19 protein-coding genes are annotated in these 26,086 nt (G+C 71.3%); 13 read left to right on the top strand and 6 right to left on the bottom strand.

Annotated features, from left to right (window positions below; translation table 11 throughout):
• Positions 1 to 23 precede the first annotated feature (23 nt).
• On the bottom strand, positions 24 to 902 hold the full coding sequence (locus ABH920_RS15685) for an ABC transporter permease (protein ID WP_370349888.1): 879 nt from the start codon (positions 900 to 902) through the stop codon (positions 24 to 26).
• A gap of 332 nt (positions 903 to 1,234) precedes the next feature.
• Between ABH920_RS15685 and ABH920_RS15680 the strand changes: the two genes are divergently transcribed.
• From ABH920_RS15680 to ABH920_RS15665, 4 genes are read left to right on the top strand one after another with little or no spacing between them, the layout of a single operon-like run.
• The gene (locus tag ABH920_RS15680; protein WP_370349702.1) at positions 1,235 to 2,347 is read left to right on the top strand and encodes a hydroxyacid dehydrogenase; all 1,113 of its coding nucleotides are present in this window, start codon (positions 1,235 to 1,237) and stop codon (positions 2,345 to 2,347) included.
• A gap of 38 nt (positions 2,348 to 2,385) precedes the next feature.
• Complete coding sequence (locus ABH920_RS15675) at positions 2,386 to 3,513, top strand: LacI family DNA-binding transcriptional regulator (protein ID WP_370349701.1); 1,128 nt, start codon at positions 2,386 to 2,388, stop codon at positions 3,511 to 3,513.
• Between the two features lie 27 nt (positions 3,514 to 3,540).
• Positions 3,541 to 5,463, top strand: a complete 1,923-nt coding sequence (locus ABH920_RS15670) for a DUF2264 domain-containing protein (protein ID WP_370349700.1) — start codon at positions 3,541 to 3,543, stop codon at positions 5,461 to 5,463.
• Complete coding sequence (locus tag ABH920_RS15665; protein WP_370349699.1) at positions 5,450 to 5,932, top strand: GNAT family N-acetyltransferase; 483 nt, start codon at positions 5,450 to 5,452, stop codon at positions 5,930 to 5,932. Before ABH920_RS15670 ends, ABH920_RS15665 begins: the two co-directional genes overlap by 14 nt.
• Positions 5,933 to 6,103: 171 nt before the next feature.
• On the opposite strand, the gene ABH920_RS15660 is transcribed toward ABH920_RS15665, so the two are convergent.
• Complete coding sequence (locus tag ABH920_RS15660) at positions 6,104 to 6,670, bottom strand: TetR family transcriptional regulator (RefSeq protein ID WP_370349698.1); 567 nt, start codon at positions 6,668 to 6,670, stop codon at positions 6,104 to 6,106.
• A gap of 118 nt (positions 6,671 to 6,788) precedes the next feature.
• On the opposite strand from ABH920_RS15660, the gene ABH920_RS15655 reads away from it, so the two are divergent.
• Positions 6,789 to 7,568: an SDR family NAD(P)-dependent oxidoreductase gene (locus ABH920_RS15655; protein ID WP_370349697.1), complete on the top strand. Its 780-nt coding sequence runs from the start codon at positions 6,789 to 6,791 to the stop codon at positions 7,566 to 7,568.
• Between the two features lie 96 nt (positions 7,569 to 7,664).
• Here ABH920_RS15655 and ABH920_RS15650 read toward each other — a convergent pair whose 3' ends face one another.
• Positions 7,665 to 8,081, bottom strand: a complete 417-nt coding sequence (locus ABH920_RS15650; RefSeq protein ID WP_370349696.1) for a MarR family winged helix-turn-helix transcriptional regulator — start codon at positions 8,079 to 8,081, stop codon at positions 7,665 to 7,667.
• 57 nt (positions 8,082 to 8,138) lie between these two features.
• On the opposite strand from ABH920_RS15650, the gene ABH920_RS15645 reads away from it, so the two are divergent.
• Positions 8,139 to 8,681: a DUF6790 family protein gene (locus ABH920_RS15645; RefSeq protein ID WP_370349695.1), complete on the top strand. Its 543-nt coding sequence runs from the start codon at positions 8,139 to 8,141 to the stop codon at positions 8,679 to 8,681.
• A gap of 90 nt (positions 8,682 to 8,771) precedes the next feature.
• Positions 8,772 to 11,468 carry a right-handed parallel beta-helix repeat-containing protein gene (locus ABH920_RS15640; RefSeq protein WP_370349694.1) on the top strand — a complete coding sequence of 899 codons (2,697 nt, stop codon included), beginning with the start codon at positions 8,772 to 8,774 and terminating at the stop codon, positions 11,466 to 11,468.
• On the opposite strand, the gene ABH920_RS15635 is transcribed toward ABH920_RS15640, so the two are convergent.
• On the bottom strand, positions 11,465 to 12,421 hold the full coding sequence (locus tag ABH920_RS15635) for a nitrilase-related carbon-nitrogen hydrolase (protein ID WP_370349693.1): 957 nt from the start codon (positions 12,419 to 12,421) through the stop codon (positions 11,465 to 11,467). The two genes, ABH920_RS15640 and ABH920_RS15635, sit on opposite strands and share 4 nt — an antisense overlap.
• Before the next feature lie 139 nt (positions 12,422 to 12,560).
• On the opposite strand from ABH920_RS15635, the gene ABH920_RS15630 reads away from it, so the two are divergent.
• Complete coding sequence (locus tag ABH920_RS15630) at positions 12,561 to 13,505, top strand: PfkB family carbohydrate kinase (protein WP_370349692.1); 945 nt, start codon at positions 12,561 to 12,563, stop codon at positions 13,503 to 13,505.
• 84 nt (positions 13,506 to 13,589) lie between these two features.
• Here ABH920_RS15630 and ABH920_RS15625 read toward each other — a convergent pair whose 3' ends face one another.
• A complete protein-coding gene (locus ABH920_RS15625; protein WP_370349691.1) occupies positions 13,590 to 14,669 on the bottom strand; it encodes a LacI family DNA-binding transcriptional regulator in 1,080 nt (359 codons plus the stop codon).
• 233 nt (positions 14,670 to 14,902) lie between these two features.
• On the opposite strand from ABH920_RS15625, the gene rhaI reads away from it, so the two are divergent.
• Genes rhaI through ABH920_RS15605 form a run of 4 tightly spaced genes read left to right on the top strand, consistent with a single transcriptional unit; the run spans position 14,903 to position 19,942 of the window.
• A complete protein-coding gene (gene rhaI, locus ABH920_RS15620) occupies positions 14,903 to 16,069 on the top strand; it encodes an L-rhamnose isomerase (RefSeq protein ID WP_370349690.1) in 1,167 nt (388 codons plus the stop codon).
• Positions 16,069 to 18,117 (top strand): bifunctional aldolase/short-chain dehydrogenase, encoded by a 2,049-nt coding sequence (locus tag ABH920_RS15615; protein ID WP_370349689.1) that lies wholly within the window; start codon positions 16,069 to 16,071, stop codon positions 18,115 to 18,117. The genes rhaI and ABH920_RS15615 overlap by 1 nt, the downstream gene beginning before the upstream one ends.
• Complete coding sequence (locus ABH920_RS15610; RefSeq protein ID WP_370349688.1) at positions 18,114 to 19,565, top strand: rhamnulokinase family protein; 1,452 nt, start codon at positions 18,114 to 18,116, stop codon at positions 19,563 to 19,565. Before ABH920_RS15615 ends, ABH920_RS15610 begins: the two co-directional genes overlap by 4 nt.
• 8 nt (positions 19,566 to 19,573) lie before the next feature.
• A complete protein-coding gene (locus ABH920_RS15605; RefSeq protein ID WP_370349687.1) occupies positions 19,574 to 19,942 on the top strand; it encodes a YdeI family protein in 369 nt (122 codons plus the stop codon).
• Positions 19,943 to 20,056: 114 nt separating this feature from the next.
• Here ABH920_RS15605 and ABH920_RS15600 read toward each other — a convergent pair whose 3' ends face one another.
• Positions 20,057 to 21,367, bottom strand: coding sequence for a sensor histidine kinase (locus ABH920_RS15600; RefSeq protein ID WP_370349686.1), 1,311 nt, complete (start codon positions 21,365 to 21,367; stop codon positions 20,057 to 20,059).
• A gap of 242 nt (positions 21,368 to 21,609) precedes the next feature.
• On the opposite strand from ABH920_RS15600, the gene ABH920_RS15595 reads away from it, so the two are divergent.
• Positions 21,610 to 25,986 (top strand): FtsK/SpoIIIE domain-containing protein, encoded by a 4,377-nt coding sequence (locus ABH920_RS15595; protein WP_370349685.1) that lies wholly within the window; start codon positions 21,610 to 21,612, stop codon positions 25,984 to 25,986.
• Positions 25,987 to 26,086: the final 100 nt, after the last annotated feature.

Genomic DNA, 26,086 nt, shown 5'->3' with positions numbered 1-26,086 from the left:
CGCGTATCAGTTTCGCGTCCACATCAACGGTCGCCACGGCTGTAGATCCCTTCCTGTCCGAAGCGGTGCGCGAGCTTGTTGGCGCCGAGCACCAACACCAGCCCCACGACGGCCTTGATCAGGCCGGCCGCCGCGGCCGTGCCCCATTGCTGGGTGGCCACGCCGTGGTAGTACACATAGGTGTCCAGGACCTCGCCGGCCTTGGCGCCGACGGTGTCGCGCTGCAGCAGGATCTGCTCGAAGCCGACCGACAGGATCGTGCCCAGGCGCAGGATCAGCAGCAGGATGACGACCGGCATGATCCCCGGCAGCGTGACGCTGCGGAAGCGGCGCCAGCGGCCCGCGCCGTCGACCGCCGCGGCCTCGTAGAGCCCCTGGTCGATGGACAGCAGCGCGGCCAGGAAGATGATCGTGCCCCAACCGCAGTCCTTCCAGATCGCCTGGATCGCCACCAGCCACGGGAAGAACCCGGGGTCGGACATGAAGTCGAAGCGCGGCAGGCCGACCGACGACATCATGTGCTGCACCGCGCCGGTCGGGCCCAGCACCTCCTGGAAGATGGAGACGATCACCACCCAGCCGATGAAGTGCGGCAGGTAGACCACGCTCTGCACGAACTTGCGGATCCGCCCGGAGGCCACCGAGTTCAGCAGCAGCGCCAGGCCGATCGGCGCCGGGAAGAACAGGATCAGCTGGATCAGGCTGATGACGAAGGTGTTGGTCAGCGCGGACCAGAACGCCTGGTCGGCGAACAGGTCCGTGAAGTTCTGCAGGCCCACCCACGTGCTGTGGACGAAGCCGGTGTACGGCTGGTAGTCCTCGAACGCGGCCAGATAGCCGAACAGCGGCGCGTAGCTGAAGACCGCGAAGTACAGGAAGCCCGGGAGCATCAGGGCGAGCAGCACTTTGTCGCGCTTGATCCGCTGCCAGAGGGTTAGCGAGGGGCGTGCGGCGGTGCTCGCGGTCCGCCGGCCGCGCCAGGAACGGACGTGGGGACGGACGCCGGGACGGCCGCCGACTGCGGCCTGGTCAAGCACGTCAGGCACGGATCTGGGAGCCGGGCGGTCCGCGGCGCGTATTTCGGTCAACGTGCTCTCCCGCCGGTAATCGCTTACTAATGTGATGAGCTGGACAGGAGTATTCGACTGAGCTGCATCTCTGTCAACCCCCCGGTATCCGTGTAGTTTCCTCGCAGTTCCCGGCGTTGTGGTCTTGCGCCAAGACTGTAGTAAGCGTGTACCATCCCCAGCGACACACTGCGGAGGGGGAGATCATCCTGACCACGTCCCACACGGCCGCGCACTTCCCGGCCCCGGCCCTCGCGCCGGACCGTCCGACCCTGCTTCTGGCTGTGACCGCCGAGGAATCCGCGCTGGTACTGGACGCCGAGAGCCGCGAGCGCCTGGCCGCGACCGCGAGCATCCTGCCCGGCGGCGACGTCCCGAGCCTGGCCGAGCCGGCGTTCGCGGCCGCGCTGGCCGGGACCGAGGTCCTGCTGACGTCGTGGTCCTCGCCGCGCATCGACGCCGACCTGCTCGCCGCCGCGCCGCGGCTGCGCCTGGTGGTGCACGCCGCCGGCACCGTGAAGTTCCTGATGGCGCCGGAGGCCTTCGCCCGCGGCGTGCGGGTCTGCTCGGCGGCCGAGGCGAACGCCGTCCCGGTCGCCGAGTACACGCTGGCCGCGATCATCCTGGGCGCCAAGCGCGCCTTCACCGCCGCCGCCCGCTACCGGCGCGGCCTGCGCTCCTCCGACGGCACCCACCGCAACCTGGACGGCATCAGCCCGATCGGCACCCACCGGATGACCGTCGGCGTCGTCGGCGCCTCCCGCATCGGCCGCAAGGTGGTGCGCCTGGTGCGCGACGTGCTCGACGCGGACGTGCTGATCTACGACCCCTACGGTGCCGGCGAGCTGACCGCCGACCCGGGCGTGCGCCTGACCTCGCTGGAGGAGCTGCTGGCCGCCAGCGACGTGGTCAGCCTGCACGCCCCGCTGACCCCGGAGACCCGCCGCATGCTCGACGCGCGCGGCCTGGCCCTGATGCCCGACGGCGCCGTCCTGGTGAACACCGCGCGCGGCGGCATCGTCGACCAGACGGCGCTCACCGCCGAACTCGTTTCCGGTCGGATCGACGCCGTCCTGGACGTCACCGAAGCCGAACCGCTGCCGCCGGAATCGGTGCTGTTCACGCTGCCGAACGTCTTCCTGACCCCGCACATCGCCGGCGCGCTCGGCGGCGAGGTGCTGCGCTTGGGGCGCCTGGCGGTGGAAGAGGTGGAACGGTACGTAGCCGGTCTGCCACTACGGTATGAGGTGCTTCCCGACCAGCTGGACAGGTTGGCGTGAGGCCACAGCCGAAGAGCAGGACGAGAGGAGCGGTCAGGGTGCCGACGCCGCAGGGCAAACCGTCGCGGACACCACGGGCGCCACGGACGCCGCGGGAGACCGCCGGCCCCAAGCGCGCCACCGTCCAGGAGGTCGCCGAAGCAGCGGGGGTGTCCACCGCCACTGTCTCCCGGGTGTTGAACGGCAACTACCCGGTCGCCGCCGAGACCCGCCGCAAGGTGGAGCAGGCCGTGCGCACGCTGGGCTACGTGGTCAACGCGCACGCCCGCGCGCTGGCCGGCTCCCGGACCCGCACGGTCGGCATCATCGTCCAGGACATCATCGACCCCTTCTACACGTTCATCGCGCACGGCGTGCAGCGCCAGGCCGCCGAGGACGGGAAGCTGTGCCTGGTGTGCAGCACCTACGGCGTGGTCGGCGGCGAGCTGGACCTCATCGACGCCCTGCACGAGCAGCGCGCGGACGCCGTGATCCTGGTCGGCGGCGGTGTCGACGACCCCGCCTACCGGCGCAAGCTCGCCGACCGCGCGCGAGCGCTGAACCGCGAGGGCTCGTGGCTGGTGCTGTGCGGACGGCCTGCGCTGGAGTCCGGCGCCCCGGCAGGCGTGGTCGACTACGACAACACCGGCGGCGCGCACGCGATCACGGAGTATCTGCTGGGGCTCGGGCACCGGCGGATCCTGTACGTCGGCGGGCCCGAACAGCTGTCGGTCCACCAGGCGCGCGTGGCCGGATTCCGGCGCGCGCACGCCAGCCGGGGGCTGGAGGTCGACAAGCGGCTGGTCCAGCCGGGCACCTTCAGCCGCCGCTTCGGCTACGAGCGGACCGCCCAGCTGCTGCGTGACGGTTCGGCCGGGGAGTTCACCGCGGTCTTCGGCGCGAACGACGGCGTCGCCGTCGGCGCCATGCAGGCGCTGCGCGAGGCCGGGCTGCGGGTTCCGCAGGACGTGTCAGTCGTCGGCTACGACGACATCCCGCTGGCCGCCGAGGTCACGCCGACGCTGACCACCGTGCACCTGCCGCTGGAGCAGATGGGACGGGAAGCGGTGCGGCTGGCGGTCGCGCTGCGCGGGGAGTCCGACGGCCCGACCGACACCCGGCACGTCGGGACGCACGTGGTGATCCGGGATTCGACGGCGCCGCCGCCGGCTTCCGCTGTTACTTGATCGAAACCGGATCGAAAGGCTCGACCCTTGTTCTCACGCGCCGTGCCCTCCCGCGCCGACTGGGAAGCCGAAGCCGACCGCTGGCTGCTGACCGCTCGCAAGCACGCGATCCACGGCGGGGCGCTGATCTGCCCGCCGGGGCCGCCGTCGCAGAGCGGCCTGCTCAGCGACGGAATCGAAGGCTTCGCTCGCAGCTTCCTGATCGCCGGCGCTCGACTCGGCGGGGGCGAGGGCGATCCGCTCGGGCACGCCGAGTGGTACGCCGAAGGCCTCGCCGCCGCGATGGATCCCTCCGAGCCGGGGGTCTGGCCGCGGGCCGTCGGGTTCGAGGACTGGCCGCACGCCGGGATCACGCAGCCGGCCGTGGAGGCCGCGAACCTGGCGTTCGGCCTGGCGTTGTGTCGGGAGCAGGTGTGGGATCAGCTTCCTGATCCGGTGCGCGAACGGCTGGCCGAGTGGCTTGCGCACCACGCACGGCTGCGGGTGTGGCAGCACAACAACTGGCTGCTGTTCCCGGCGGTGATCGAGGCGTTCCTGGAGTCGGTCGGGGTTCCGGTCGACGGCGGGCACGGCGCGGAGAACGTCGAACGCATCGAATCCTGGTATCTCGGCGACGGCTGGTACAACGACGGACCGCCGGCTGCGCCGGGACGGAATCTCGACCACTACAACTCGTGGGTTTTCCAGCCCTTCTTATGGCAGTGGTATCTGTTGCGCGGGAACGCCGAGCCGCAGTGGCGGGTCGAGCGGTTCCGAGCGCGGTTGGCGGAGTTCGCGGCGTCGTATGCGCTGCTGTTCGGCGATGATGGCGGGCCGTTGCAGATGGGACGTTCGCTGGCCTATCGGCACGCGGTGCTCGGCGGGTTGTGGACTGCGGGGCTGGCCGGGATCGATTCCCCCGGACCGGGAGTGGTCCGGGGGATCGCCGGGCGAACGCTGGACTACTTCCAGCGGCTCGGCGTGGACGGCACCGAGGCACCGAGTCTCGGCTGGCGCGCGCGGGAGTGCCTTCCGGCAGTGCAGGAGTACAGCGGCCCGGGTTCTTCCTACTTCGCCGGGATGGGGTTCCTCGGCCTGGCGGCTCCGGCTTCCCATCCCTTGTGGTCTGCCACCGAAACGGCGGAATCGCCTACCGGGCCCTCGGTCGCGATCTTCCCCTCCCTCGGCTGGGCGGTGCAGCACGGCCGGGACGACGGGATCGTGCGCGTCGTCAACCACGGCAGCGACCACGCCACCTCCGCCGACGACCCCGGCGACCCGCACTACGCGAAGTTCGCGTACGCGACGCGCACCGCTCCCGGTACCGGCGTCGCGTGGTCGGATCGCGCGTGGGCGACCGGCGTGGACGGCCACGCGGCGCTCGTCGACGAGTGGGGCCGGGCGACGCGGCGCGGCCGGATCATGGGGAACGCGGCGGGGGAGGGGTACGTCGCGTCGTGGCATGTGCCGCGGCTCGGGGCCTCGGGGCGGGAACTCGCCGGGGCGCGGATCGTGACGGCTTCGCTGGTGACGGCCGCGTTCGAGCTGCGCTGTCATCTGGTGACGGCGCCTGCCGGGTGGTCGTTGCGGGAGGGCGGACACGCGGTCGCCTCGGATGTCGAGCTCGACTGCGAGTCCGACGCGTCCGGCGCCTGGGCGGTCGGCGACGGGGTGCGGTCGATGGTGCTTGGCGCCTTCGGATACGAGTCGGCCGGGGTCGCGCGCTATGAAGGCGCGAACGCGTTGGGGACGTACAGTGCCGCGCCGTATCTGTTCGCGCGGGCTTCGTCGGGGGAGTCGGTCCACATCGCGCTGCATGTCCTGGATTCCGGCGCCGGCATCGGACTCGCTGATGTGGTCGAGGTCGAGGTGTCCGATACCCAGGTGACGGCGCGCTGGGCTGAGGGGTCTACTGTCACGGTCAACCTGGGCGGCCTTTTCCCATCCCGGAGCACCGATGCCACACCTTGAGCTGGTCCGCGCCGACCACGCGGAGGCCCTGCTCGCGTTCGAGCGCGAGAACCGCGCGTACTTCGCAGCCGTGATCCCCGACCGCGGCGACCAGTACTTCGCCGAGTTCGCCGCCCGCCACGCCCAGCTCCTGGAATGGCAGGCCGCCGGCACGGACTACTTCCACGTCCTGGTGACCGACACCGGCGAGATCGTCGGCCGCGTCAACCTCGTCGAGGTGAAGGACGCCTCGGCCGAGCTCGGCTACCGCATCGCGGAAGCCGCAGCCGGCCGGGGCCTGGCTACCGCCGCCGTGGCCGAGGTCCGCAAACTCGCCGTGACCGCCTACGGCCTCACCAGCCTGCGCGCCAAAGTGACGCTCGACAACCCGGCCTCGCACCGCGTGCTGGAGCGCAACGGATTCGTGGCCACCGGCGAGCGGATGCTCAACGGGAAGCCCGCGGTGACGTACTTGTGCGAGCTCGGCTGACGGCTGCCGGGTGCCAGCCTTCCGGCCGGACGTTCCTGTGCGAGCTTGCCTGACGCCCGCCGGGTTCCAGCTTTCCAGCCGCACGTTCCTGTGCGAGCTTGCCTGATGCCCGCCGGGCTCCAGCCTTCCAGCCGCACGTACCTGTGCGAGCTCGGCTGACGCTCGCCGGTTCTAGCCGTCCGCCCGCACGATCCGCTCCACCATCGCCCCCACCGCCTCGCGTATCGCCGCCTGCTCCAACGTCGCGCTCGGATTCGCCGTGACGCCGAACGGGAACGCCGGCGACCAGGCCGTCGCCAGCGCCATGACTGCCATCAGCAGCAGCTCGGGCGGTACGCCGCCGTTCACCGCTCCGGCGCTCTGCTGTTCGCGGATCAGCGGGATCTTGCGGTCGTGCTCCTTCTCGCGCGCCGGGGGCCGCGCCGCCGTGCGCTCCAGGGTGGCCCAGGCCAGGAGCCGGTAGACGTCCGGGTTCGCCTGCGCGTAGTCGAAGACGCGGCGGGACAGGTCGGGGAGGTTCTCGGGGGTGAACTCCAGGCCCGCGTAGGCGTCGGCGAGGTGCTGGTCCAGGACCGTGGCGAAGAGGTTTTCCTTGCTGTCGAAGTAGACGTAGATCAGGTTCTTGTTGCAGCCGGCGTTCTTCGCGATGCGGTCCACGCGGGCACCGGCCACGCCGTACTCGGCGAACTCTTGGAAGGCGGAGGCGAGGATGCGTGCCTTGGTTTCCTGTGCGGCCATGCTGTCAGCTTATCGGTTGACTAACCGGTTAGTGAAGCCCTAGATTTGACTAACCGGATGGTTAAGCAACGATCGAAGGATCTCCCATGAACCACATCACTGCCGCCGGACGGCTCGCATGACCGGGTTGGCGCTGGTCACCGGCGCTTCCTCCGGGATCGGGCAGGCTTTCGCGCGGCGCCTCGGCGGCCTCGGGTACGACCTGATCGTCGTCGGCCGCCGCCGCGACCGTCTGGAAGCGCTCGCCGAGGAGCTGCCGCAGGTCAAGGTGCGTCCGCTGGTCGCCGACCTGGCGACCGACGAGGGCGTCGCGGTCGTCGCCGACGTCTGCGCGGCCGAGGCGCTGACGCTGCTGGTCAACAACGCCGGCGTGGCGCACTACATGCCGTTCGCCGAGCTGCCGGCCGCCAAGGCCGCGGAGCTGGTGCACGTGAAGGTCGCCGCGCCGATCATGCTGTCCCGCGCCGCCGTCCCCGGCATGCTGGCCCGCGGCGAGGGCACGATCATCAACGTCGCCGGCATGATCGCCTTCAGCGGCCCGGCCACGCTGGAGCAGACCCCGGTACGCCGTGCGGTGTACGCGGGGACGCTGGCCGGCAGCGTCGCCTTCTCCCAGGTGCTGCACGAGGAGGTCAAGGCACAGGGGCTGCGGGTGCAGGTGCTGTGCCCCGGCGTCGTCGCGACGGAGTTCCACGAGCGGCAGGGCATGGACCTCAGTGCGGTGCCGCGCATGTCGGCCGACGACGTGGTGACGGCCAGCTTGCGCGGGCTGGAGCTCGGCGAGGTGGTGTGCGCGCCCGGCGTGGAGCGGGCCGAGCTGCTGGACGCGGTGTTCGCCGCCGACCTCGCGGCGTTCGGTGCTCAGTCGCCGGAGCTCGCTCAGCGCTATCGCGACTGACGAGCGCGCGCCCGAAAACTCCTAACGCTCCAGCTGGCGAAGGCGACGAGGTCCCGTCCTGGGGCCTGTATCCCCGAGGCCTCTATCCCCGGGCCTCTATCCCTCAAGGAACTTCGCCAGCCGGAGCGTGTCGTCCAAATACCGCTCGTACGGAAAACCCGCCTCGACCAGCGCGTTCCGCAGCTCGTCGTGGAGCGGCTTCCCGCTGTCGTGGAACGCCTTGCGGCCCGCTTCGGTCGTCTCGACCAGCCGCCGCCGCGCGTGCTCGGGATCGACGCTCACCTGCACCATCCCCGCCGCCTCCAGCGGCCGCAGCGCCCGGCTGATCGCCGGATCGGACACCGACAGCGCCTGCGCCAGCTGGTGCTGCGTCGCCGGCTCGATGTCCTCCAGCGTGCCGAGCAGCCGCATCTGGCTGTAGCTCAACGCGTCGGGGCCTTCGGTCCGCTTCTTCGTGGCCTCCCCGAGCAGGTAGACCACACGATGCAACAAGTCGGGGAGCCCGTCGTCCATGGGGTGAGCCTACCAGAGAGTTGCGTGGTTAATATTAACCATGCAAGACTCGATGTCATGAGCCACACGACCTACGCGATGAAGACCGCCTTCCCCGCCATCTGGATCCTGATCGCCGTCATCGGCGCCTTCCTCCGCACCCGGCACAGCGCCGGCCGGCATGCCGCCCTGGAGACCTGGCAGCGCTGGTGGGCCGTCGCCGCCCTCGGCTGCGGCAGCCTGTGGATGACGATCAGCTTCCTGGCCGGCCAGCAGACGATGGCCGACGCGATCGGCTTCACCCGCAGCCCCTTCCAGTTCGAGATCGCCTTCGCCAACCTCGCCCTGGCCGTCATGGCCTTCCGCGTCGCCCGCCCCGGCACCACGCCGCGCGAGCGCATCACCGTCGGCCTCGGTGCCGGCATGTTCCTGTGGGGCGCCGCCTTCGGCCACGTCTACCAGTGGTTCGCCAACGGCGACCACCAGCCCGGCAACACCGGCGGCGTGCTGGCGGCCGACGTCCTGTTCCCGGCGGTGCTGATCGTCCTGGCCCGGCGCCAGCAGCGGCTGGACGCCGAATCGGTCACACATCCGATCTCTGAGACGCAGTGCGCGAGCTAATGTGGCTATTTCCGCACCCGGGGTTGACAGACATCCGAGGAATCATCAGGGTGACGCGTGATGAGTAAAGGATGTTAACGGAGGTGACGGATGATCAGGGTTCGAAGACGAGCCGGGCGCGTCGCGGCGGCGCTCGGCGCGGCCGCGGCACTCGCCGCCGGCACCACGGCGGCGGCGTCGACGGCGTCGACGGCGTCGAGTGCGGGCAGCGGCCCCGACAACCACCGGGTCACCACGGTGTTCGTCTCCCCGTGGGGCAACGACCGGGACAGCGGCACGAACCCCGGCCGCGCCGTCCACTCGCTCCAGCGCGCACAGCAGATCGTCCGGTCGCTGGACTCCGCGATGCGCGGCGACATCCGCGTCGAACTCGCCGACGGCACCTACCAGCTGGCGCAACCGCTGGCCCTGGACGCCCGCGACTCCGGGACGAACGGCCACACCGTGATCTGGACGGCCGCCCCCGGCGCGCATCCGGTCATCAGCGGCGGGACGCGGGTCAGCGGGTTCCGGCCCTCGGGCCGGACGTCGGGCGGCGCGCAGATCTGGTCGGCTCCGGCGCCGGCCGGGCTGCCATCGCGCGAGATGTACGTCGACGGGAACCGCGCGCAGCGCGCGTCCGGGGTGGTGCCGGTGACGCTGACCGCGACGCCGACCGGCTACACCGCGTCCTCGGATCTGATGGCGTCGTGGGGGAATCCGACTGACATCGAGTTCGTGTACAGCGGCGGCGACGGGTACTGGTCGCTGCACACCGGCGGGCTCGGCGCCTGGACCGAGCCGCGCTGCCCGATCGCGTCCATATCCGGCACGACGATCACCATGGCAGAACCCTGCTGGAACAACTCGACCCAGCGGGTGATGCGGACCGACGGCTCCGGACGGACCGTGAACCTCGTCGGCCCGGCCTCGGTCGGCAACCACGAACTGCCGACCTCGGTGGAGAACGCGCGCGAACTGCTGCAACAGCCGGGCCAGTTCTACTACGACGCCAAGGCCGGACGCGTGGACTACGTCCCGCTGCCGGGGGAGAGGCTGAACCACGCCGACGTCGAACTCGCGACCGCGCAGACGCTGGTCAGCGGGACCGGCACGGCTGACGTGCCGGTCCACGACATCGCGTTCTCCGGTCTACAGTTCTCCTACGGGACGTGGGACCAGCCGAGCTCTCCCGAGGGCTTCTCGGAGATCCAGGCCGGTTACACGATCACCGGCGTCGACGGATACGCCACGCAGGGGCTGTGCCAGTTCATCGCCGGCGGCACCTGTCCGTTCGGGAACTGGACCAAGGAGCCGGGCAACATCTCGTTCAACCACGACCAGCGGATCTCGTTCACCGGCGACGTCTTCACGCACCTGGGTGCCGCGGGCCTCGATCTCGGCGACGGATCGCAGAACGCCACGGTGCGGGGCTCGGTGTTCACCGACATCTCCGGCAACGGCCTGGAACTCGGCGGCGTCGACGACCCGCAGCCGGCCGTCGCGGGCGACCACACCGTCGGGAATCAGATCACTGACAACCACATCTTCTCCACCTCGGTGGAGTACCGCAGCGGCGTCGGGATCGACGTGGGCTACGCGGAGAACTCGCTGATCTCGCACAACCAGCTCGACCACACCCCCTACACCGCGATCTCGCTGGGCTGGGGCGGCTGGCCGGACAAGATCAAGGCGCCGGCGATCGCCGACTCCAGCCACGGCAACGTGGTCTCGGACAACCTGATCTTCGACGCCATGCAGTACCTCGCCGACGGCGGCGCGATCTACACGCAGGGCATCACCGGGACCTCGCTGGCCGACGGCGAGCAGATCACCGGCAACGTCATCCACGACATCCTCGACCACGGACACGCGATCTACTGCGACAACGGCTCGACGTTCATGACCATCACCTCGAACGTCGAGTACGACAACCAGAACGACTGGGGCAGCCGGCACGCCGACTACGTGCCGCCGGCGACCGGCGCGACCGACGACCCGCTGGACGTCGAGCACAACTACTGGCAGCAGGGAGACCAGGATTCGACCGCCCGGAACGTGACGGTCGCGGCCAACACGATCATCACCGGTCCGCAGGACGCGCCGAGCGCCATCGTGAACGCGGCCGGGCTGGAGCCGCGGTACCGGGGACTGCTGAGCGTGGATCCGGGACGCGGCCACGGTGCGGTGCCCTACGCCCCGCAGCAGGCGGCGGCGTTCGCGGGGGAGGGGGCGGCGTATGTGTCGTTCACGCCGACGTTCTTCGATCAGGGGCGGCCGGTGGTTTCGTACACGGTGACCGCTTCGCCTGGGGACAAGCAGGTGACGGTGGATGCTGCGGCGTATCTGAAGACGTTCTATGTGCTGGTTCCGGGGCTGACGGATGGGACGGCGTATACGTTCACTGTTACAGCCGACACGTCCGCTTGGGCTGGCACGCACAGCGCGCCGTCGCTGCCGACCGGTGCTGTGACCCCGGGACCGACGACTGCTCTGCCGGCGGCACCTGCTTCGGCTTCGCTCGATGTCGGGGTCGGGGACGTGAGCGTGCACTGGAATCCGGAAACCGTGGCGAGCGGCACGACGCCGACCCTGTCCTACGACGTGACGCTGACCGATCAGAAGACCGGCACGGTCACCACGGTCACCGAGACCGGCAAGACGGAGGTCTGGGCGACTAAGGGCCGTGACACGTTCGCGGTCGTCGGCGGGCTGGCGCATGGCGACGCGTACGCCGTGACCGTCGCGGCCCGGAACGCTGCCGGGCTCGGACCTGCGGCGTCGGCGGGGGTGGTGACGGTCGGCTAGTCGGCCGGCGTACTGGATCGCGCGGCGGTCGGGGTAGCTGGGGCGGTCGGGGCGGCCAGGGCATCCTGGTAGAGCTCCGGCCGCCTCGCTTTCATCCACCACCGTCCGACCGAGCCGGAGACCAGATCCAGATCGACGTCGGCGCTGACCATGTCGTCCCCGATCGCCCGGCTCTCGGCGATGATCCGGCCGCAGGGGTCGACGACCATCGCGGCGCCGGTGCGCACCTCGTCGTCGTCGCGCCCGACGCCGTTGCTGAACACGATGAACAGGCCGTTGTCGTGGGCTCGGGCGGGGAGGTGGAGCTGGAGCCAGTGGCGTCCGGTCGGGCCCGCGAACGCCTCGCGGACCGCGTCGGGGTCGGCGGCGCGGCTCTCCCACAGCGACAGCGGGAGCGGGTTCTCGCCGAAGGGGACGATCGTGTGCGTCCCACCGGTCTGGTGCGGCGCCAGCAGGACCTGCGCGCCGAGCAGCGCGGTGGCGCGGACGTTCTCCACGATGTTGTTGTCGAAGCAGATCAGGACGCCGAGGCGGACGCCCCAGGGGGTGTCGAAGACGGTGAAGCCGTCCCCATCGGAGATCCCGTTGTAGCCGGCGGTGTGCAGCTTGCGGTGGATGTGGACGTCGCCGTCCGGGAGGCAGACCGCGTAGGCGTTGAACAGCCGGCCTTCGCGCTCGGTGAGCAGTCCGACCGCGATGCCGATACCGAGCTGTTGTGACAGCTTTCTGATGGCGGCGATCGAGGTGCCGTCTTCGGGTTCTGCGATATCGCGCAGTTCTTCTTCCGACAGTTTGGTCAGGTGCCGGTTCCCGACCAGGCACAGTTCGGGGAAGGCGATGAGCTGGACGGCGTCTTCGGCCGCGGCGGCGGCGAAGTGCTCGACGCGGGCGAGGTTGTAGGTCTTGTCGGCGGGGCGGGGCTCGAACTGGACGGTGGCGATTCTGATCGTCATGGGTCCATCGAAGTTCCGTCGCTTCGATGCGTCCAATGAATGTTCTACGGCGATCGATAAGTGGGGGGAATGGAAAGCTCTCCCGCGTGTCGCAGCGCTCGTAGGGTTGAAGCGCCTCGCGGGGCGCAATGATCGGAGGGTGGAGAGTGCGGCGCCGCAGCGCGTGGTCGTGGTCGGCAGCATCAACGTCGACGAGGTGCTGGGGGTCGCGGAGTTGCCGGCGCCGGGGGAGACGGTGCTCGGGCGGGAGCGGGCGACCGGGCTTGGTGGGAAGGGTGCGAATCAGGCGGTGGCAGCTGCAGTTGCCGGCACTGGGGCTGGGGCCGGATCCGGGGTCGCGCTTTTCGGAGCGGTCGGCGCGGACGCGCGCGGCGCGGGGGCGCTGGAGGAGCTGGCCAAGTACGGGGTCGACACGGCGAGGGTGGCGACGCTCGACGACGTGGCCACCGGCCGTGCGCTGGTGATACTGAGTGAGGCCGGGGAGAACGAGATCATCGTGGTCGGCGGAGCGAATCAGGCCTTGGATGTCGGGACCCTGACTCGCGATGTGCTGCGCGATGCGGCGGCGGTGGCGCTGCAAGGCGAGGTGGCGCCCGAGGTGAACCGTGCCGCGCTGCGGTTGGCGGCGGAGCTCGGGGTGCGGGCGGTGGTGAACCTCGCGCCGGTTCAGGACCTGGGCGGCGACCTCGCGCAGGCGGATCCGTTGGTGGTCAACGAGATCGAGGCCGGTCAGCTCATCGGTGCCGAGCTGGCGACCGTGCAGGACGTCACCGCCGCGGCGCCGCGGCTGCGCGCGCTGGCACGCTCGGTCTTGGTGACGCTTGGCGCGTCGGGGGCCGTCCTCATCACTCCCGAAGCGCTCGACCACGTCCCCGCGCCACGGCCCGACCGGGTCGTCGACACCACCGGCGCGGGCGACGCGCTGGTCGGCGTCCTCGCCGCCGCGCTCGCGCAGGGCTTCGAACTGCGTGCGGCGGTGCAGCGCGCGGTGCGGGCGGCGAGTCTTTCGGTCACGGAGGTCGGGGCGGCCGCGAGCTACGAGGCGTTTCGGGGGCGGCTGGATGAGGGGGCTGTCACGCCTTAGCGGGCCTTAGCGGCACCTTCAGCTTGCTGGTGCCGGGTGGGACGGTGCTTGATGTCGGCGCACTGCCGGGTATCGGTTGTTCCGCTACCCCACCCGATGCAAGCTCGACGTCCGCACCACCAGCTCCGGCTGCAACACCACCGCGCGATGCTCGTGCCCACTCCTGCCGCCGCGGCCGTCGTCCCCGCCGTCCCCGCTGCCGTCGCTCCCGTCCTCGCCCGGCGCGTCGGCCTCGGCCAGCAGCATCCGCGCCGCCAGTCGCCCCATCTCTGCGGCCGGCTGCCGTACCGAGGTCAGCGGCACCGCGACCGCTGAGGCGAACTCGATGTCGTCGTAGCCGACGATCGCCACCTCCTCCGGCACCTTCACCCCCGCCGCGTACAGTGCCTGCTCCAGGCCGAGGGCCAGGAGGTCGTTCGCGCAGAACACGGCGGTCGGGCGGTCGGCCAGGCCGAGGAGGCGGGCGGCGGCGTCGCGGCCGGCGGCGATGGTCATGTGGGCCGTCGGGAGTTCGTGGAGGGTTTCCGGGGGGAGGCCGGCGGCGGCGATCGCGTCGAGGGCGCCGGTGCGGCGGTCGCGGATCTGTTGCAGGTGCGGGGGTCCGCTGATGTAGGCGATGCGGCGGTGGCCCTGGGTCAGCAGGTGCTCGACCGCGAGGCGGCCGCCGACCACGTCGTCCACCGACACCGAGCAGACCTCGGCGTCCTCGACCAGGCGGTCCACCACGACGTACGGGATCCCCTGGCGGCGCAGGGGTTCCAGCGAGTGTCCGGTCGGGTCGGCGGGGATCACCAGGACGCCGCGGACCTGCTGTTCGGTGAACAGCCCGATGTACTCCGCCTCCTCCGACGGGGACTGCGCGCTGGTGCACACCATCACGCCGAGGCCGGCGGCGCGGGCCGCGCGCTCGGCGCCGTTGGCGACCTCCACGAAGAACGGGTTCGCCAGGTCCAGGACCAGCAGGGCGACGATGCGGCTGGTGCCGGTGCGCAGCTGGCGCGCCGATTCGCTGCGGACGTAGCCCAGGCGCTCGACCACCGCCAGGATGCGCGCGCGGGTCTCCGGCGCCACCGAGTCCGGGCGGTTGAAGCTGTTCGACACCGTGCCGACGGACACGCCGGCTTCGCGGGCGACGTCCGAGATCCCGACTGTCTTCTTGGCCACTGGGTCCGCCTGCTGGTTGGGACGGGGACTGAAAGGTTTCACCGGTCGGGGTCACCTTACAACCCGGGCCGCCCACCAGGCTCACCTGGGTGTTCGTTCATGATCGTGTCAGTCGCCCGCCGATCGGCTCTTGACGTCGTCCAGACTGCCGCCTAGGGTCGGCAGCATCGAGGCATTGAATCGATTCAATACCCATCCGCCCAATGCTCAATACAGATCCGCGAGGTGGAGCCATGCCCGACCCGTCGGCTGTGAAGGCCGCTCTGCAGGCCCAGGAGATCGAGACCCCGTCCTGGGGCTTCGCGAACTCAGGCACCCGGTTCAAGGTCTTCGCGCAGGCCGGGGTACCGCGGGACCCGTTCGAGAAGCTGGCCGACGCCGCGCAGGTGCACGCCGTCACCGGGGTCGCGCCGCTGGTGTCGCTGCACATCCCCTGGGACCGCGTCGACGACTACGCCGCGCTGGCCGCGCACGCCGCGGATCTGGGCGTTCGGATCGGGATGATCAACTCCAACACCTTCCAGGACGACGACTACAAGCTGGGCTCCGTGGCGCATCCGGAACCGGCGGTGCGGCGCAAGGCCGTCGAGCACCTGCTGGACTGCGTCGACATCATGGACGCCACCGGCTCGGACAGTCTCAAGCTGTGGTTCGCCGACGGCACCAACTACCCGGGCCAGGACGACATCGTGGCCCGCCAGGACCGGCTCTTCGAGGCGCTGTCGCAGGTCTACGAACGGCTCGGCGACAACCAGCGGATGGTGCTGGAGTACAAGCTCTTCGAGCCGGCCTTCTACACGACGGACGTCCCGGACTGGGGCACGTCCTACGCGCACTGCCTGAAGCTGGGGCCCAAGGCGAAAGTCGTCGTGGACACCGGGCACCACGCGCCGGGGACCAACATCGAGTTCATCGTCGCCTTCCTGCTGCGCGAGGGGAAGCTCGGCGCGTTCGACTTCAACTCCCGCTTCTACGCCGACGACGACCTGATGGTCGGCGCCGCGGATCCCTTCCAGCTCTTCCGGATCCTGCACGAGGTGGCCAAGAACGGCGGCTTCGACCGGGCCACCGGCGTGGCCTTCATGCTCGACCAGTGCCACAACATCGAGGCCAAGATCCCGGCGATGATCCGCTCGGTGATGAACGTGCAGGAGGCCACGGCCAAGGCGTTGCTGGTGGACCTGCCCGCGCTGCGCGAGGCGCAGGCCGCCGGGGACGTGCTCGGCGCGCATTCGGTGCTGATGGACGCCTACGACACCGACGTGCGTCCGCTGCTGCGCGAAGTCCGCGAGGAGCTGGGGCTCGGGCCGGATCCGGTGGCCGCGTACAAGGCGACCGGGTACGCGGAGAAGATCGCCGCCGAGCGGGTCGGCGGCGTGCAGGCGGGATGGGGAGCTTGATGAGCGAGAGTTTCACCGACGACGCAGTGGTCGCCCTGGTCGCCCGGTCGAACCGGCTCGGCGCCGATCCCCGGAACACGAACTACGCCGGCGGCAACACCTCGGCGAAGGGCAGCGTGACCGATCCGGTGACCGGCGGCGACGTCGAGCTGTTGTGGGTCAAGGGTTCCGGCGGCGATCTGGGCACGCTGACGCCGGCCGGGCTGGCCGTGCTCCGGCTGGACCGGCTGCGCGCCCTGGTCGACGTCTACCCCGGGGTCGAGCACGAGGACGAGATGGTCGCGGCGTTCGACTTCTGCCTGCACGGCAAGGGCGGGGCCGCACCCTCGATCGACACCGCCATGCACGGGCTCGTCGACGCCGCGCACGTCGATCATCTGCACCCTGATTCGGGCATCGCGCTGGCGTGCGCGGCCGACGGGGAGAAGCTGACGGCCGAATGCTTCGGCGACGCCGTGGTGTGGGTTCCCTGGCGGCGTCCCGGTTTCCAGCTCGGTCTGGACATCGCGGCGATCAAGGCCGCCCATCCGCAGGCGATCGGCTGCGTCCTCGGCGGGCACGGGATCACGGCCTGGGGCGCGACGTCCGAGGAGTGCGAGGCCAACTCGCTGCGGATCATCCGGACCGCCGAGGCGTTCCTGGCCGAGCGCGGCGTCGCCGAGCCGTTCGGCCCGGTGGTCGCCGGGTTCGAGCCCCTGGCGCCGGACGAGCGGGGGGCCCGGGCCGCCGCGCTCGCGCCGTATGTCAGTGCCCTGGCTTCGGCGGACCGGCCGCAGGTCGGGCACTTCACCGACGCCGAGGTGGTGCTGGACTTCCTGGCCCGCGCCGAGCATCCGCGGCTGGCCGCCCTCGGCACGTCGTGCCCGGACCACTTCCTGCGCACCAAGGTGCGGCCGCTGGTGCTGGACCTGCCGCCGGCCGCGCCGGTCGAGGACGCGGTCGCGCGGCTGGCCGAGCTGCACGCCGCCTACCGGACCGAATACGAGGCCTACTACCGTCGGCATGCGAGCCCTGATTCGCCGCCGATGCGCGGCGCCGATCCGGCGATCGTGCTGGTCCCCGGGGTCGGGATGTTCTCCTTCGGGCGGGACAAGCAGACCGCGCGGGTCGCCGGGGAGTTCTACGTCAACGCGATCAACGTGATGCGCGGCGCCGAGGCGGTGTCGACGTACGCGCCGATCGAGGAGTCGGAGAAGTTCCGGATCGAGTACTGGGCGCTGGAGGAGGCCAAGCTGGCGCGGATGCCGAAGCCCAAGCCGCTGGCCACGCGGGTGGCGGTGGTGACCGGCGCGGGGTCCGGGATCGGCAGGGCGATCGCGCACCGGCTGGTCGCCGAGGGCGCGTGCGTTGTGGTCGCCGACCGGGACGGCGCGGCGGCCGAGTCCGTGGCCGCGGAGCTCGGCGGCGCGGACCGGGCGGTCGCGGTGACCGTGGACGTGACGTCCGAGGAGCAGATCGCGGCCGCGTTCGACGCGGCGGTGCTCGCGTTCGGGGGCGTGGACCTGGTGGTCAACAACGCCGGCATCTCCATCTCCAAGCCGTTGCTGGAGACCACGAGCGCGGACTGGGACCGGCAGCACGACATCATGGCCCGCGGGTCGTTCTTGGTGTCGCGGGAGGCGGCGCGGGTGATGGCGGCGCAGGGGCGGGGCGGGGACATCGTGTACGTGGTGTCGAAGAACGCTGTGTTCGCCGGGCCGAACAACATCGCGTACTCCGCGGCGAAGGCCGACCAGGCGCACCAGGTGCGGCTGCTGGCGGCAGAGCTGGGGGAGCACGGGATCCGGGTGAACGGCGTGAACCCCGACGGCGTGGTGCGCGGGTCGGGGATCTTCGCCGGCGGGTGGGGCGCGCAGCGTGCGGCGACGTACGGGATTCCGGAGGAGAAGCTGGGTGAGTTCTATGCGCAGCGCACGATTCTCAAGCGGGAGGTGCTGCCGGAGCATGTCGCGAACGCGGTGTTCGCGATCGTCGGCAGGGATCTGACGCACACCACGGGGCTGCTGGTGCCGGTGGACGCCGGGGTGGCGGCGGCTTTTCTGCGATGAGCGAGGCGATGAAGGCGGTCGCGGCGGTCGCGGCGGTCGACTTGGGCGCGTCGAGCGGACGCGTCATGGTCGGCCGCGTCGGCCGGGACACTCTGACCCTGGACGAGGCGCACCGGTTCGCGAATCGTCCGGTGCGCGTCGGGGGGACGCTGCACTGGGACGTTCTGGCGCTGTATCAGGGGATTGTCGACGGGCTGCGCTCCGCCGGTCAGGTCGCCTCGGTGGGCGTCGACAGCTGGGCCGTGGACTACGGGCTCCTCGACGCCGACGGTGCGCTGCTCGGGAACCCGGTGCACTATCGCGATGCGCGGACAGAGGGGATCGCGCATCGGGTGTGGCAGACGGTGCCGCCCGAGACGCTGTACGCGGTGACCGGGATCCAGTACGCGCCGTTCAACACGCTGTATCAGCTCATCGCGGCACAGGGTTCGGCCGCGCTGGCCGCGGCTCGGCAGGCGCTGCTGATCCCGGACCTGATGGGGTACTGGCTGACCGGCGTCGCGGGCACGGAGCTCACCAACGCCTCCACCACGCAGCTGCTCGACGCGGCGAGCAGGACGTGGTCGGCCGAGCTGGCCGAACGGCTCGGGGTGGACGTCGCGCTCTTCCCGGCGCTGCGGAAGCCGGGCTCGCGAATCGGCGACCTGCTGCCCGCGGTACTGGAGGAGGCCGGACTGCGCGGCCCGATCCCGGTGACGGCGGTGGCCTCGCACGACACGGCCTCGGCGGTGGTCGCGGTGCCGGCGGCGGGGGAACGCTTCGCATACATCAGTACCGGAACATGGTCGCTGGCCGGACTGGAGCTGGAGCGGCCGGTGCTGAGCGAGGCGAGCCGGCTCGCGAACTTCACGAACGAGGCGGGGATCGACGGCACGGTTCGGTACCTGCGCAACATCATGGGGCTGTGGCTGCTGCAGGAGTGCCTGCGGGAGTGGGAAGTCGACCTGCCGTCTCTCCTCGCAGCCGCCGCCGACCTCCCGCCCCTGCGCTCGGTGATCGACGCCGCCGATCCCGCCTTCCTCGCCCCGGGCCACATGCCCGACCGCATCCGCGAAGCCTGCCGCGCTACCGGCCAGCCCATCCCGTCTACGCCCCCGGAGATCACCCGATGCATCCTCGACTCCCTCGCCCTGGCCCACCGCCGCGCGATCGAGGACGCGCAGCGCCTCGCTGACCACCCCGTCGACGTCGTGCACATCGTCGGCGGCGGCGTCCACAACACCCTGCTGTGCCAGCTCACCGCCGACGCCTGCGGCCTCCCGGTCGTTGCAGGCCCGGCCGAGGCGGCGGCGCTGGGGAACGTGCTGGTCCAGGCGCGTGCGCTCGGCCTGGTCGGCGACCTCGCCGAGATGCGCGCGCTGCTGGCACGCACCCAAAAGCTCACCCGCTACGAACCCGCGGGCGATCGCCGGGCGTGGGACCTGGCAGCCACGCGCCTGAATTCGTAGCCTTGAGCATGGACGTCCTCGAATTCCGCGACGCGACCGAGTGGGACACCTGGCTGACCGCGCACGGCGCCGACGCCCCCGAGGCCTGGCTCCGCATCGGCAAGCGGCGCTCCGGCCTGGAGCTGATCAGCATCGAGGACGCGCTGGAAGTGGTGCTCTGCCACGGCTGGATCGACGGACTCCGCCGGTCACTGGACGAAGCGTCCTTCCTGCAACGCTACTCACCGCGCACGAAGCGCAGCCCCTGGTCCCGGATCAACGCGACGATGGCTGAGCGCCTGATCGCCGATGCGCGGATGACCCCCGCCGGGCTCGCGGCGATCGACGCGGCGCGAGTCGACGGCCGGTGGCCTGATGGAGAGGCACCAAGGCCCTAGCTTTATGCGCGGTCCCGTTGGCCTGCGGTGGCGTAGTTCATTTGTGCCCCGCAGGTTCGGCTGGCGGCTGGCGGCTGGCGGTATGGCTGTGCAAGACCGCGCGTCGGAACGCGATCAGCCGGCCACAGCGCCTACCCCGACCTCAGCTCCCGCAGCGACCGCGGCGTCCTCCTCGACCTCCACCATCTCCACATCCACCGGCAGCGTCAGCGCCACCTCGAACCCGCCGTCCGGCGTCCGCCCGGCCGACAACTCACCGCCGTACAGCGCCGCGCGCTCGCGCATGCCGGTCAGGCCCACGCCGGAGCCGCTGTGGCGCGCCGCCTGCGTGATCGCCGCGGCCGGGATGCCGGCTCGGCGGGTGGAGACGGGGTGGGTTCCCGTGTCGTTGATGGTGACGCGCACCGAGTCCACGTCGTACTCCAACCGGACCTCGACCGACGAGCCCGGCGCGTGCTTCAGCACGTTCGTCAGCGACTCCTGCACCACGCGGTAGACGCACAGCTCCTTCCCCGCCGGCAGGGAACGCTGCCGTCCGGCCACCGTGTACCGCGACGGTGTGCCGGACAGGCCGACGCGCTCGATCAGCACCGGGAGCTGCGCGATGCCCGGGGCCGGCGGGTCGGAGGTCTGGGCGCGGGCGCCTTCGTCGTCGTCGGGTCGCAGGAGGCTGATGAGGCGTCGCAGTTCCGCCAGTCCCTCGCTGCCGACCTCTGATATCGCGCGCAGTGCCTGGTCGGCGGTGTCCGGCTCCTTGTCCAGGACGAAGCGCGCGACGCCGGCCTGTACCGCGATCACCGACAGGTGGTGCGCCGTCACGTCGTGCAGCTCCCGCGCGATGCGGATCCGCTCCAGCAGCACCGCGCGCTGCTCGCGGTCGCGGTGCTTGCGCTGCTCCTGCTCCTTGTACGCGGTCATCAGCGCCCGGCTGTCCGCCAGCCGCCGCGCGCCGTCGGCGATGATCGCGACGGCTCCGACCCACATCGCGGTGCCGATGGAGATCCAGGTGTTCGAGCCCGACCACGAATAGAGGTGGTCGAACAGGAGCTCCGCGTAGGTCACCCCGGCCGCCAGTGCCGCCCAGGGCCGCCCCCGCAGTGCCCCCACCGTGAACATCGCGAGCAGCAGTCCGGCCTGCGCCAGTCCCAGGCGGTAGCCGCACGCCTCGAACACGGCGACCAGTGCCGCGCTGATTCCCAGCACCGATAAGGGGAAGCGGCGGCGGAGCACCAGGGCGACGCCCATCGCGACGATCAGGGTGACGGCGACGGCGTCGATGTGCCGGCCGGCGTGCGCGACGAGCGAGGCGTGCGGCCGGACCGCGGCCGCCACGGCGAGCCAGGTGGCGCCGGCGGCGATGGCGAGGTCGAGGACGAGCGGGGGTATCGACGCCAGGGGTTTGGCGGCGTCGTGCATGCGGAGCATCCAGCCAAACTAGGGAGCACATCCGGGCTTTGTCCTCAGTTGGAGCCCGGTTTCAGCCTAACGAGGGTAAACCTTTGCGGTATGCGTGCCTGCTGCTGTAGGTAGAGATCAGATCTTGATTGTCAACCTGTGGGTAACGCGGCGGACCGACCCCGCCTGGAACCCTAGACTTTTGCGCGGTCTGTGCGCGCCTCGCGGCGTCGCGCCTTGTAAGCGTTCGGAACAAAACTGGGTGGCAGGCGATGAGGTTCGTCCATCGGGACGCTGGCGTCGAACGCGACATGGAGCTGCGGCTCGGCCGCCGGGACGCCGTGGTGGGAGACCTTTCCACCTCGCTGGGCGGCTATGGCGGCGCCCTGATGATCGACGGCCGGATGGCCGCGCCGGCCACGCCTTTGACCGGATCGGGGCTCGTCATGGGCTCCGAGGTCTCGCTCACCGTGACCCCCGAGGCCGACACCGGCACGATGTCCGACCGCGGCTTCGTGCTGCGCGTCGTCGGCGGCCTGGACGCCGGGCTGTCGGTGCCGTTGATGCCCGGCCGCTACAAGCTCGGCCGCGGCGAGCAGGCCGACGTCCGGGTGGACAGCCCGGACCTGTCGCGGCTGCACTGCGAGATCGACGTCACCCGCGACGGCCTGGTGCGGGTCCGCGACCTCGGCTCGCGCAACGGCACCGACCTGAACGGCCAGCGGCTGACCGGGCCGGCGCGGGTCGGGCCGCAGGACATCGTCTCGGCCGCCGGCCGTGTCCCCTTCCGTGTACTGCCGGTCGCCGACCTGGGCCCGGTGCAGTACGTCAACCCGGCCCACGAGGCCGGCTCCGGCGGCACCCTGCCGTTCAACCGCGCCCCGCGCCTGGCCGCCTCCGCCGACGCCGGGCCGGTCAAGCTGCCGCAGCCGCCCAAGCGCTCCGGCTCCCAGCCGCTGCGGATCACCAGCATCGTCGCCCCGATCATCCTGGCCGCGGTCATGGTCATCATGCTCAAGAACGCGGCTTTCGCGCTGTTCGCGCTGTTCAGCCCGGTCATGATGATCGGCACCCAGCTGGAGGACCGGACCCGCGGCCGGTCCGGCTTCCGCCGGGGCAAGCGGGCCTACGCCGCGAGCCTGGCCGAGGTCCACGACGAGCTCCAGGAGCGCCGCGAGGACCAGGAGGACCGGCTGCGCGAGGAGTACCCCGACCCGGCCGAAGTCCTTTACCGCGCCTCGGTTCCGGGCCTGCGGCTGTGGGAACGCCGCCACGGCGCGGCCGACTTCCTCAAGCTTTCCGCAGGTCTGGCCAACCAGAGCTGGACCCCGCCGGTCGATCACGGCCGCCGCACGGGAACGGATCAGGAGCCTGATCCGGCGATCTCCGACGCCATCGCCGACGCCTCCTGGCTCAGCCAGGTCCCGGTCGCGGTGAACCTGGCCGACGGCGGCGTGCTCGGCTTGGAGGGCGACCGCCCCGCAGCCCTCGCCGCCGCCCGATCGCTGCTGTGCCAGGCCGTCGCCGAGAGCGGGCCGGCGGACGTCGCGGTCGTGGTCTTCGCCGACGGCGACCGCATCGCCGACTGGGACTGGACCAAGTGGCTGCCGCACGGCGCCGACCCCCGGTCCGGCGCCTCCCGCTACGTCGCCGTCGGCGCCGAACACTGCGAGACCCTGGCTCGCAGCCTGCTCGCCGAACTCGCCGAGGCGAACGCCGGTCCCGGCGGCTTCGGCGGCGGACGCCCCGCCGACCCCTCCGTCACCGGCATGCCGACCCTGCTGCTCGTCGTCGACGGCGCCACCCTGCTGGAGGGCCGGCCCTGCGCGCTGCGCGACCTGCTCGGCGGCCAGGCCGGACCGGTCGCCGGGATCGTGCTCACCCGGCGGCTGCCGGCGGTGTGCACCGAGGTCCTGTCGGTCTCGGCCGACGGCTTCGGCCGGCTGCACCGGGTCGCCTCCGGCCAGCGCGTCGACGACGTCCTGGTGGCCGGCATGACCCGGAACCGGGCCCGGGCCGTGGCCCGCGGCCTGGCCCGGTTCGAGGACCCCGAGGTCAAGGCGGCCGGCGCCGGCCTGCCGGACCGGGTGAACCTGCTGCCGCTGCTGCACCTGACCGGGGCCCTGGACGCCGCGCTGGCCGACCGCTGGCGCACCACGGTCGGCACGCTGCGGGCCCGGGCCGTGCTCGGCGTCACCGACCACGGCGAGTTCGAGATCGACCTCGACGACGACGGCCCGCACGGCCTGATAGCCGGCACCACCGGCTCCGGCAAGAGCGAGCTTCTGCGAACCCTGATAGCCGCGCTCGCGGTCGGTGCCGACCCCGAGCACCTGACCTTCGCCCTCGTCGACTACAAGGGCGGCGGCGCCCTCGACGAGTGCGCGCGCCTGCCGCACGTCGTCGGCCTGGTCACCGACCTGGACGAGCAACTCGGCGAGCGTGCGCTGCGCTGCCTGGAAGCCGAGCTGCGGCACCGCGAACACGCGCTGCGCGGTGTGGGCCTGAGCCACGTCCGCGACTACCAGCGGCTGCGCGACGCCCAGCGCCCCGAGCTGGAACCGATGCCGCGCCTGGTGGTCGTCATCGACGAGTTCGCCACCCTGGTCAAGGCGCTGCCGGAGTTCGTCGACGCGCTGGTCAGCATCGCCCAGCGGGGACGCAGCCTGGGCATGCACCTGGTGATGGCCACCCAGCGGCCCTCCGGCTCGGTCAACGACGCCATCAAGAACAACGTCAAACTGCGCCTGGCGCTGCGGCTCGAAAGCAGCGCCGACTCCGCCGACGTCATCGACTCCCCGGCGGCCGCCGGCATCGGCAGCCGGCAGTGGGGCCGCGGGTTCTACCGCGTCAGCGCCGGCGAAGTCCTCCCGGTCCAGACCGCGCTGTCCACCGGCGTCACCCCCATCGACGACGCCGCGGGCCGGCTGTCCCTGCTGCCGTTCAGGTTGACGTCGGGTGAGCGTGCCGGAGCCGTCGTGGCGCCGCCGCAGGCCGCCGCTGGCCAGCCGACCGACCTGGCGCGCCTGGTCGAGGCCGCGCAGCGGGCGAGCTACGGCGCCGGATTCGCCCAGCCCCGCCGGCCCTGGCCGGACCCGCTGCCGACGGCCATCCCGCTGCATGAGCTCGGCCCGGCGGTGAAGGGCCTGCAGACCGACGCCACCGGCCTGGCGGCGTACGCGCTGCTCGACGACCCGGACCGGCAGGCGCAGTACACCGTCGGCTGGGACCCGGCCGTCGGCAACATGCTGATATACGGCGGCGTCAACTCCGGCACCTCCACGGCGCTGGCCGCGCTCGCGCTGGCCGCCGTGTCCGCCGAGGCCCCCGACCGCATGCACCTGTACGTGCTGGACCTCGGCTCCGGCGACCTCGCACCGCTCCAGGGACTCCCGCACACCGGCGCCTACATCGGCTCCGGCGACCGGGCCCGCCAGATCCGGCTGATCAGGATGCTGCGAACCGAGCTCAACAACCGCAAGGCCGGCGGCTCCGTGCGCGACCCCTACAACCCCGGCCCGCCGCGCGTCCTGGTGCTCATCGACAACGTCGGCTCGCTGCGCTCGGAGTTGGAGAAGGACTTCGGCGGCATGCAGGTCCTGGACGACCTGGAACGCGTCTTCGCCGACGGCCCCGCGGTCGGGCTCTACATCGCCGCCACCGGCGACCGCCTCGGCGCGATCCCCGGGGCCTGGGGCGCCCTGAGCCGGCAGAAACTGTTGCTGCGCCTGGCCGACGCCGCCGACTACGGGAGCTTCGACATCCCGCGGCGTGCCGTACCCGCCGCGGTCCCGGGCCGCGCCGTGGTCGTGGCCACGCGGCAGGTCGTGCAGATCGGCTACCCCGGCGCCGACCTCGCCGCCGCCGTCAGCGGGGTCGCGCAGCGCTGGACCGGGGCGCAGCGCACCGCCAACAAGGTGCGCCTGCTGCCCGAGCTGATACCGATCGACCGGATGCATCGCGCCGGGGTCCTGGCCGACACCGGCGGCGAACCGTGGTCCATCCCGGTCGGCTTCACCGACAGCACCCTGGCCGCCGCCGTGCTCCGGCTGCACGACCACGAACACGCCCTCGTCGCCGGGCCCCCGCGATCCGGCCGCAGCAGCGCCCTGGTCGCGATCGCGCACATGGTCCTGAACGGGGCGCGGCCGCCGGCGCTGGTGACCTTCGCGCCCCGGCGCTCGCCGTTGCGTGACCTGCCGCCGACGGTCATCGGCTGCACCGAGTACGCAGATCTCGAACGTGCCCTGAACTCCGCAGGAGACCGGTCTCTACTCCTGGTTGACGACGCCGACACGGTGACCGACACCCTGGGGGTACTCGACCGGTTCATCGCCAAGCCCGGCCGGCATGTGATCGCCGCCGGCCGCAGCGACGGAATCCGCCGGCAGTTCGGGCAGTGGACGCAGAAGATCCGCGAGGCGCGCTGTGGTGTGCTTCTGGTCCCCGACCACAACCAGGACCACGACCTGCTCGGGACCCCGCTGCCCCGGCACAACCCGATGGCGCCGCTGCCCGGCCGGGGCTACCTGATCTGTGACGGGACGATCGAGGGAGTGCAACTCGTGCTGGCGACACCCGGCGATTTCTATAACGAACGCGGTAGTAGCGAAATACACCGCTCGTTAGACGACCGGACGAGCCGCTGACCGTAACGTTTTCGTCGTACCGCCGAGGGATTCCCCGGCGCACCAATAGCCACTCGGCGGGTCCGTCCCAATACGGACCCGCAGAACGCAAAGAAAATGG

It is taken from the genome of Catenulispora sp. EB89, assembly GCF_041261445.1.
GTDB lineage: Bacteria > Actinomycetota > Actinomycetes > Streptomycetales > Catenulisporaceae > Catenulispora.
The sequence above is the reverse complement of the archived record's forward strand: the minus strand, read 5'-3'. Positions and strand labels throughout refer to the sequence as shown.

Excerpts from the sequence above, each read along its gene's own strand:
- ABH920_RS15610 (WP_370349688.1), top strand. The coding sequence starts at position 18,114 with ATGAGCGAGGCGATGAAGGCGGTCGCGGCGGTCGCGGCGGTCGACTTG.
- ABH920_RS15665 (WP_370349699.1), top strand. The coding sequence starts at position 5,450 with ATGCCACACCTTGAGCTGGTCCGCGCCGACCACGCGGAGGCCCTGCTC.
- ABH920_RS15640 (WP_370349694.1), top strand. The coding sequence starts at position 8,772 with ATGATCAGGGTTCGAAGACGAGCCGGGCGCGTCGCGGCGGCGCTCGGC.
- ABH920_RS15595 (WP_370349685.1), top strand. The coding sequence starts at position 21,610 with ATGAGGTTCGTCCATCGGGACGCTGGCGTCGAACGCGACATGGAGCTG.
- ABH920_RS15655 (WP_370349697.1), top strand. The coding sequence starts at position 6,789 with ATGACCGGGTTGGCGCTGGTCACCGGCGCTTCCTCCGGGATCGGGCAG.
- rhaI (WP_370349690.1), top strand. The coding sequence starts at position 14,903 with ATGCCCGACCCGTCGGCTGTGAAGGCCGCTCTGCAGGCCCAGGAGATC.
- ABH920_RS15635 (WP_370349693.1), bottom strand. The coding sequence starts at position 12,421 with ATGACGATCAGAATCGCCACCGTCCAGTTCGAGCCCCGCCCCGCCGAC.
- ABH920_RS15645 (WP_370349695.1), top strand. The coding sequence starts at position 8,139 with ATGAGCCACACGACCTACGCGATGAAGACCGCCTTCCCCGCCATCTGG.
- ABH920_RS15650 (WP_370349696.1), bottom strand. The coding sequence starts at position 8,081 with ATGGACGACGGGCTCCCCGACTTGTTGCATCGTGTGGTCTACCTGCTC.
- ABH920_RS15615 (WP_370349689.1), top strand. The coding sequence starts at position 16,069 with ATGAGCGAGAGTTTCACCGACGACGCAGTGGTCGCCCTGGTCGCCCGG.
- ABH920_RS15660 (WP_370349698.1), bottom strand. The coding sequence starts at position 6,670 with ATGGCCGCACAGGAAACCAAGGCACGCATCCTCGCCTCCGCCTTCCAA.
- ABH920_RS15605 (WP_370349687.1), top strand. The coding sequence starts at position 19,574 with ATGGACGTCCTCGAATTCCGCGACGCGACCGAGTGGGACACCTGGCTG.
- ABH920_RS15600 (WP_370349686.1), bottom strand. The coding sequence starts at position 21,367 with ATGCTCCGCATGCACGACGCCGCCAAACCCCTGGCGTCGATACCCCCG.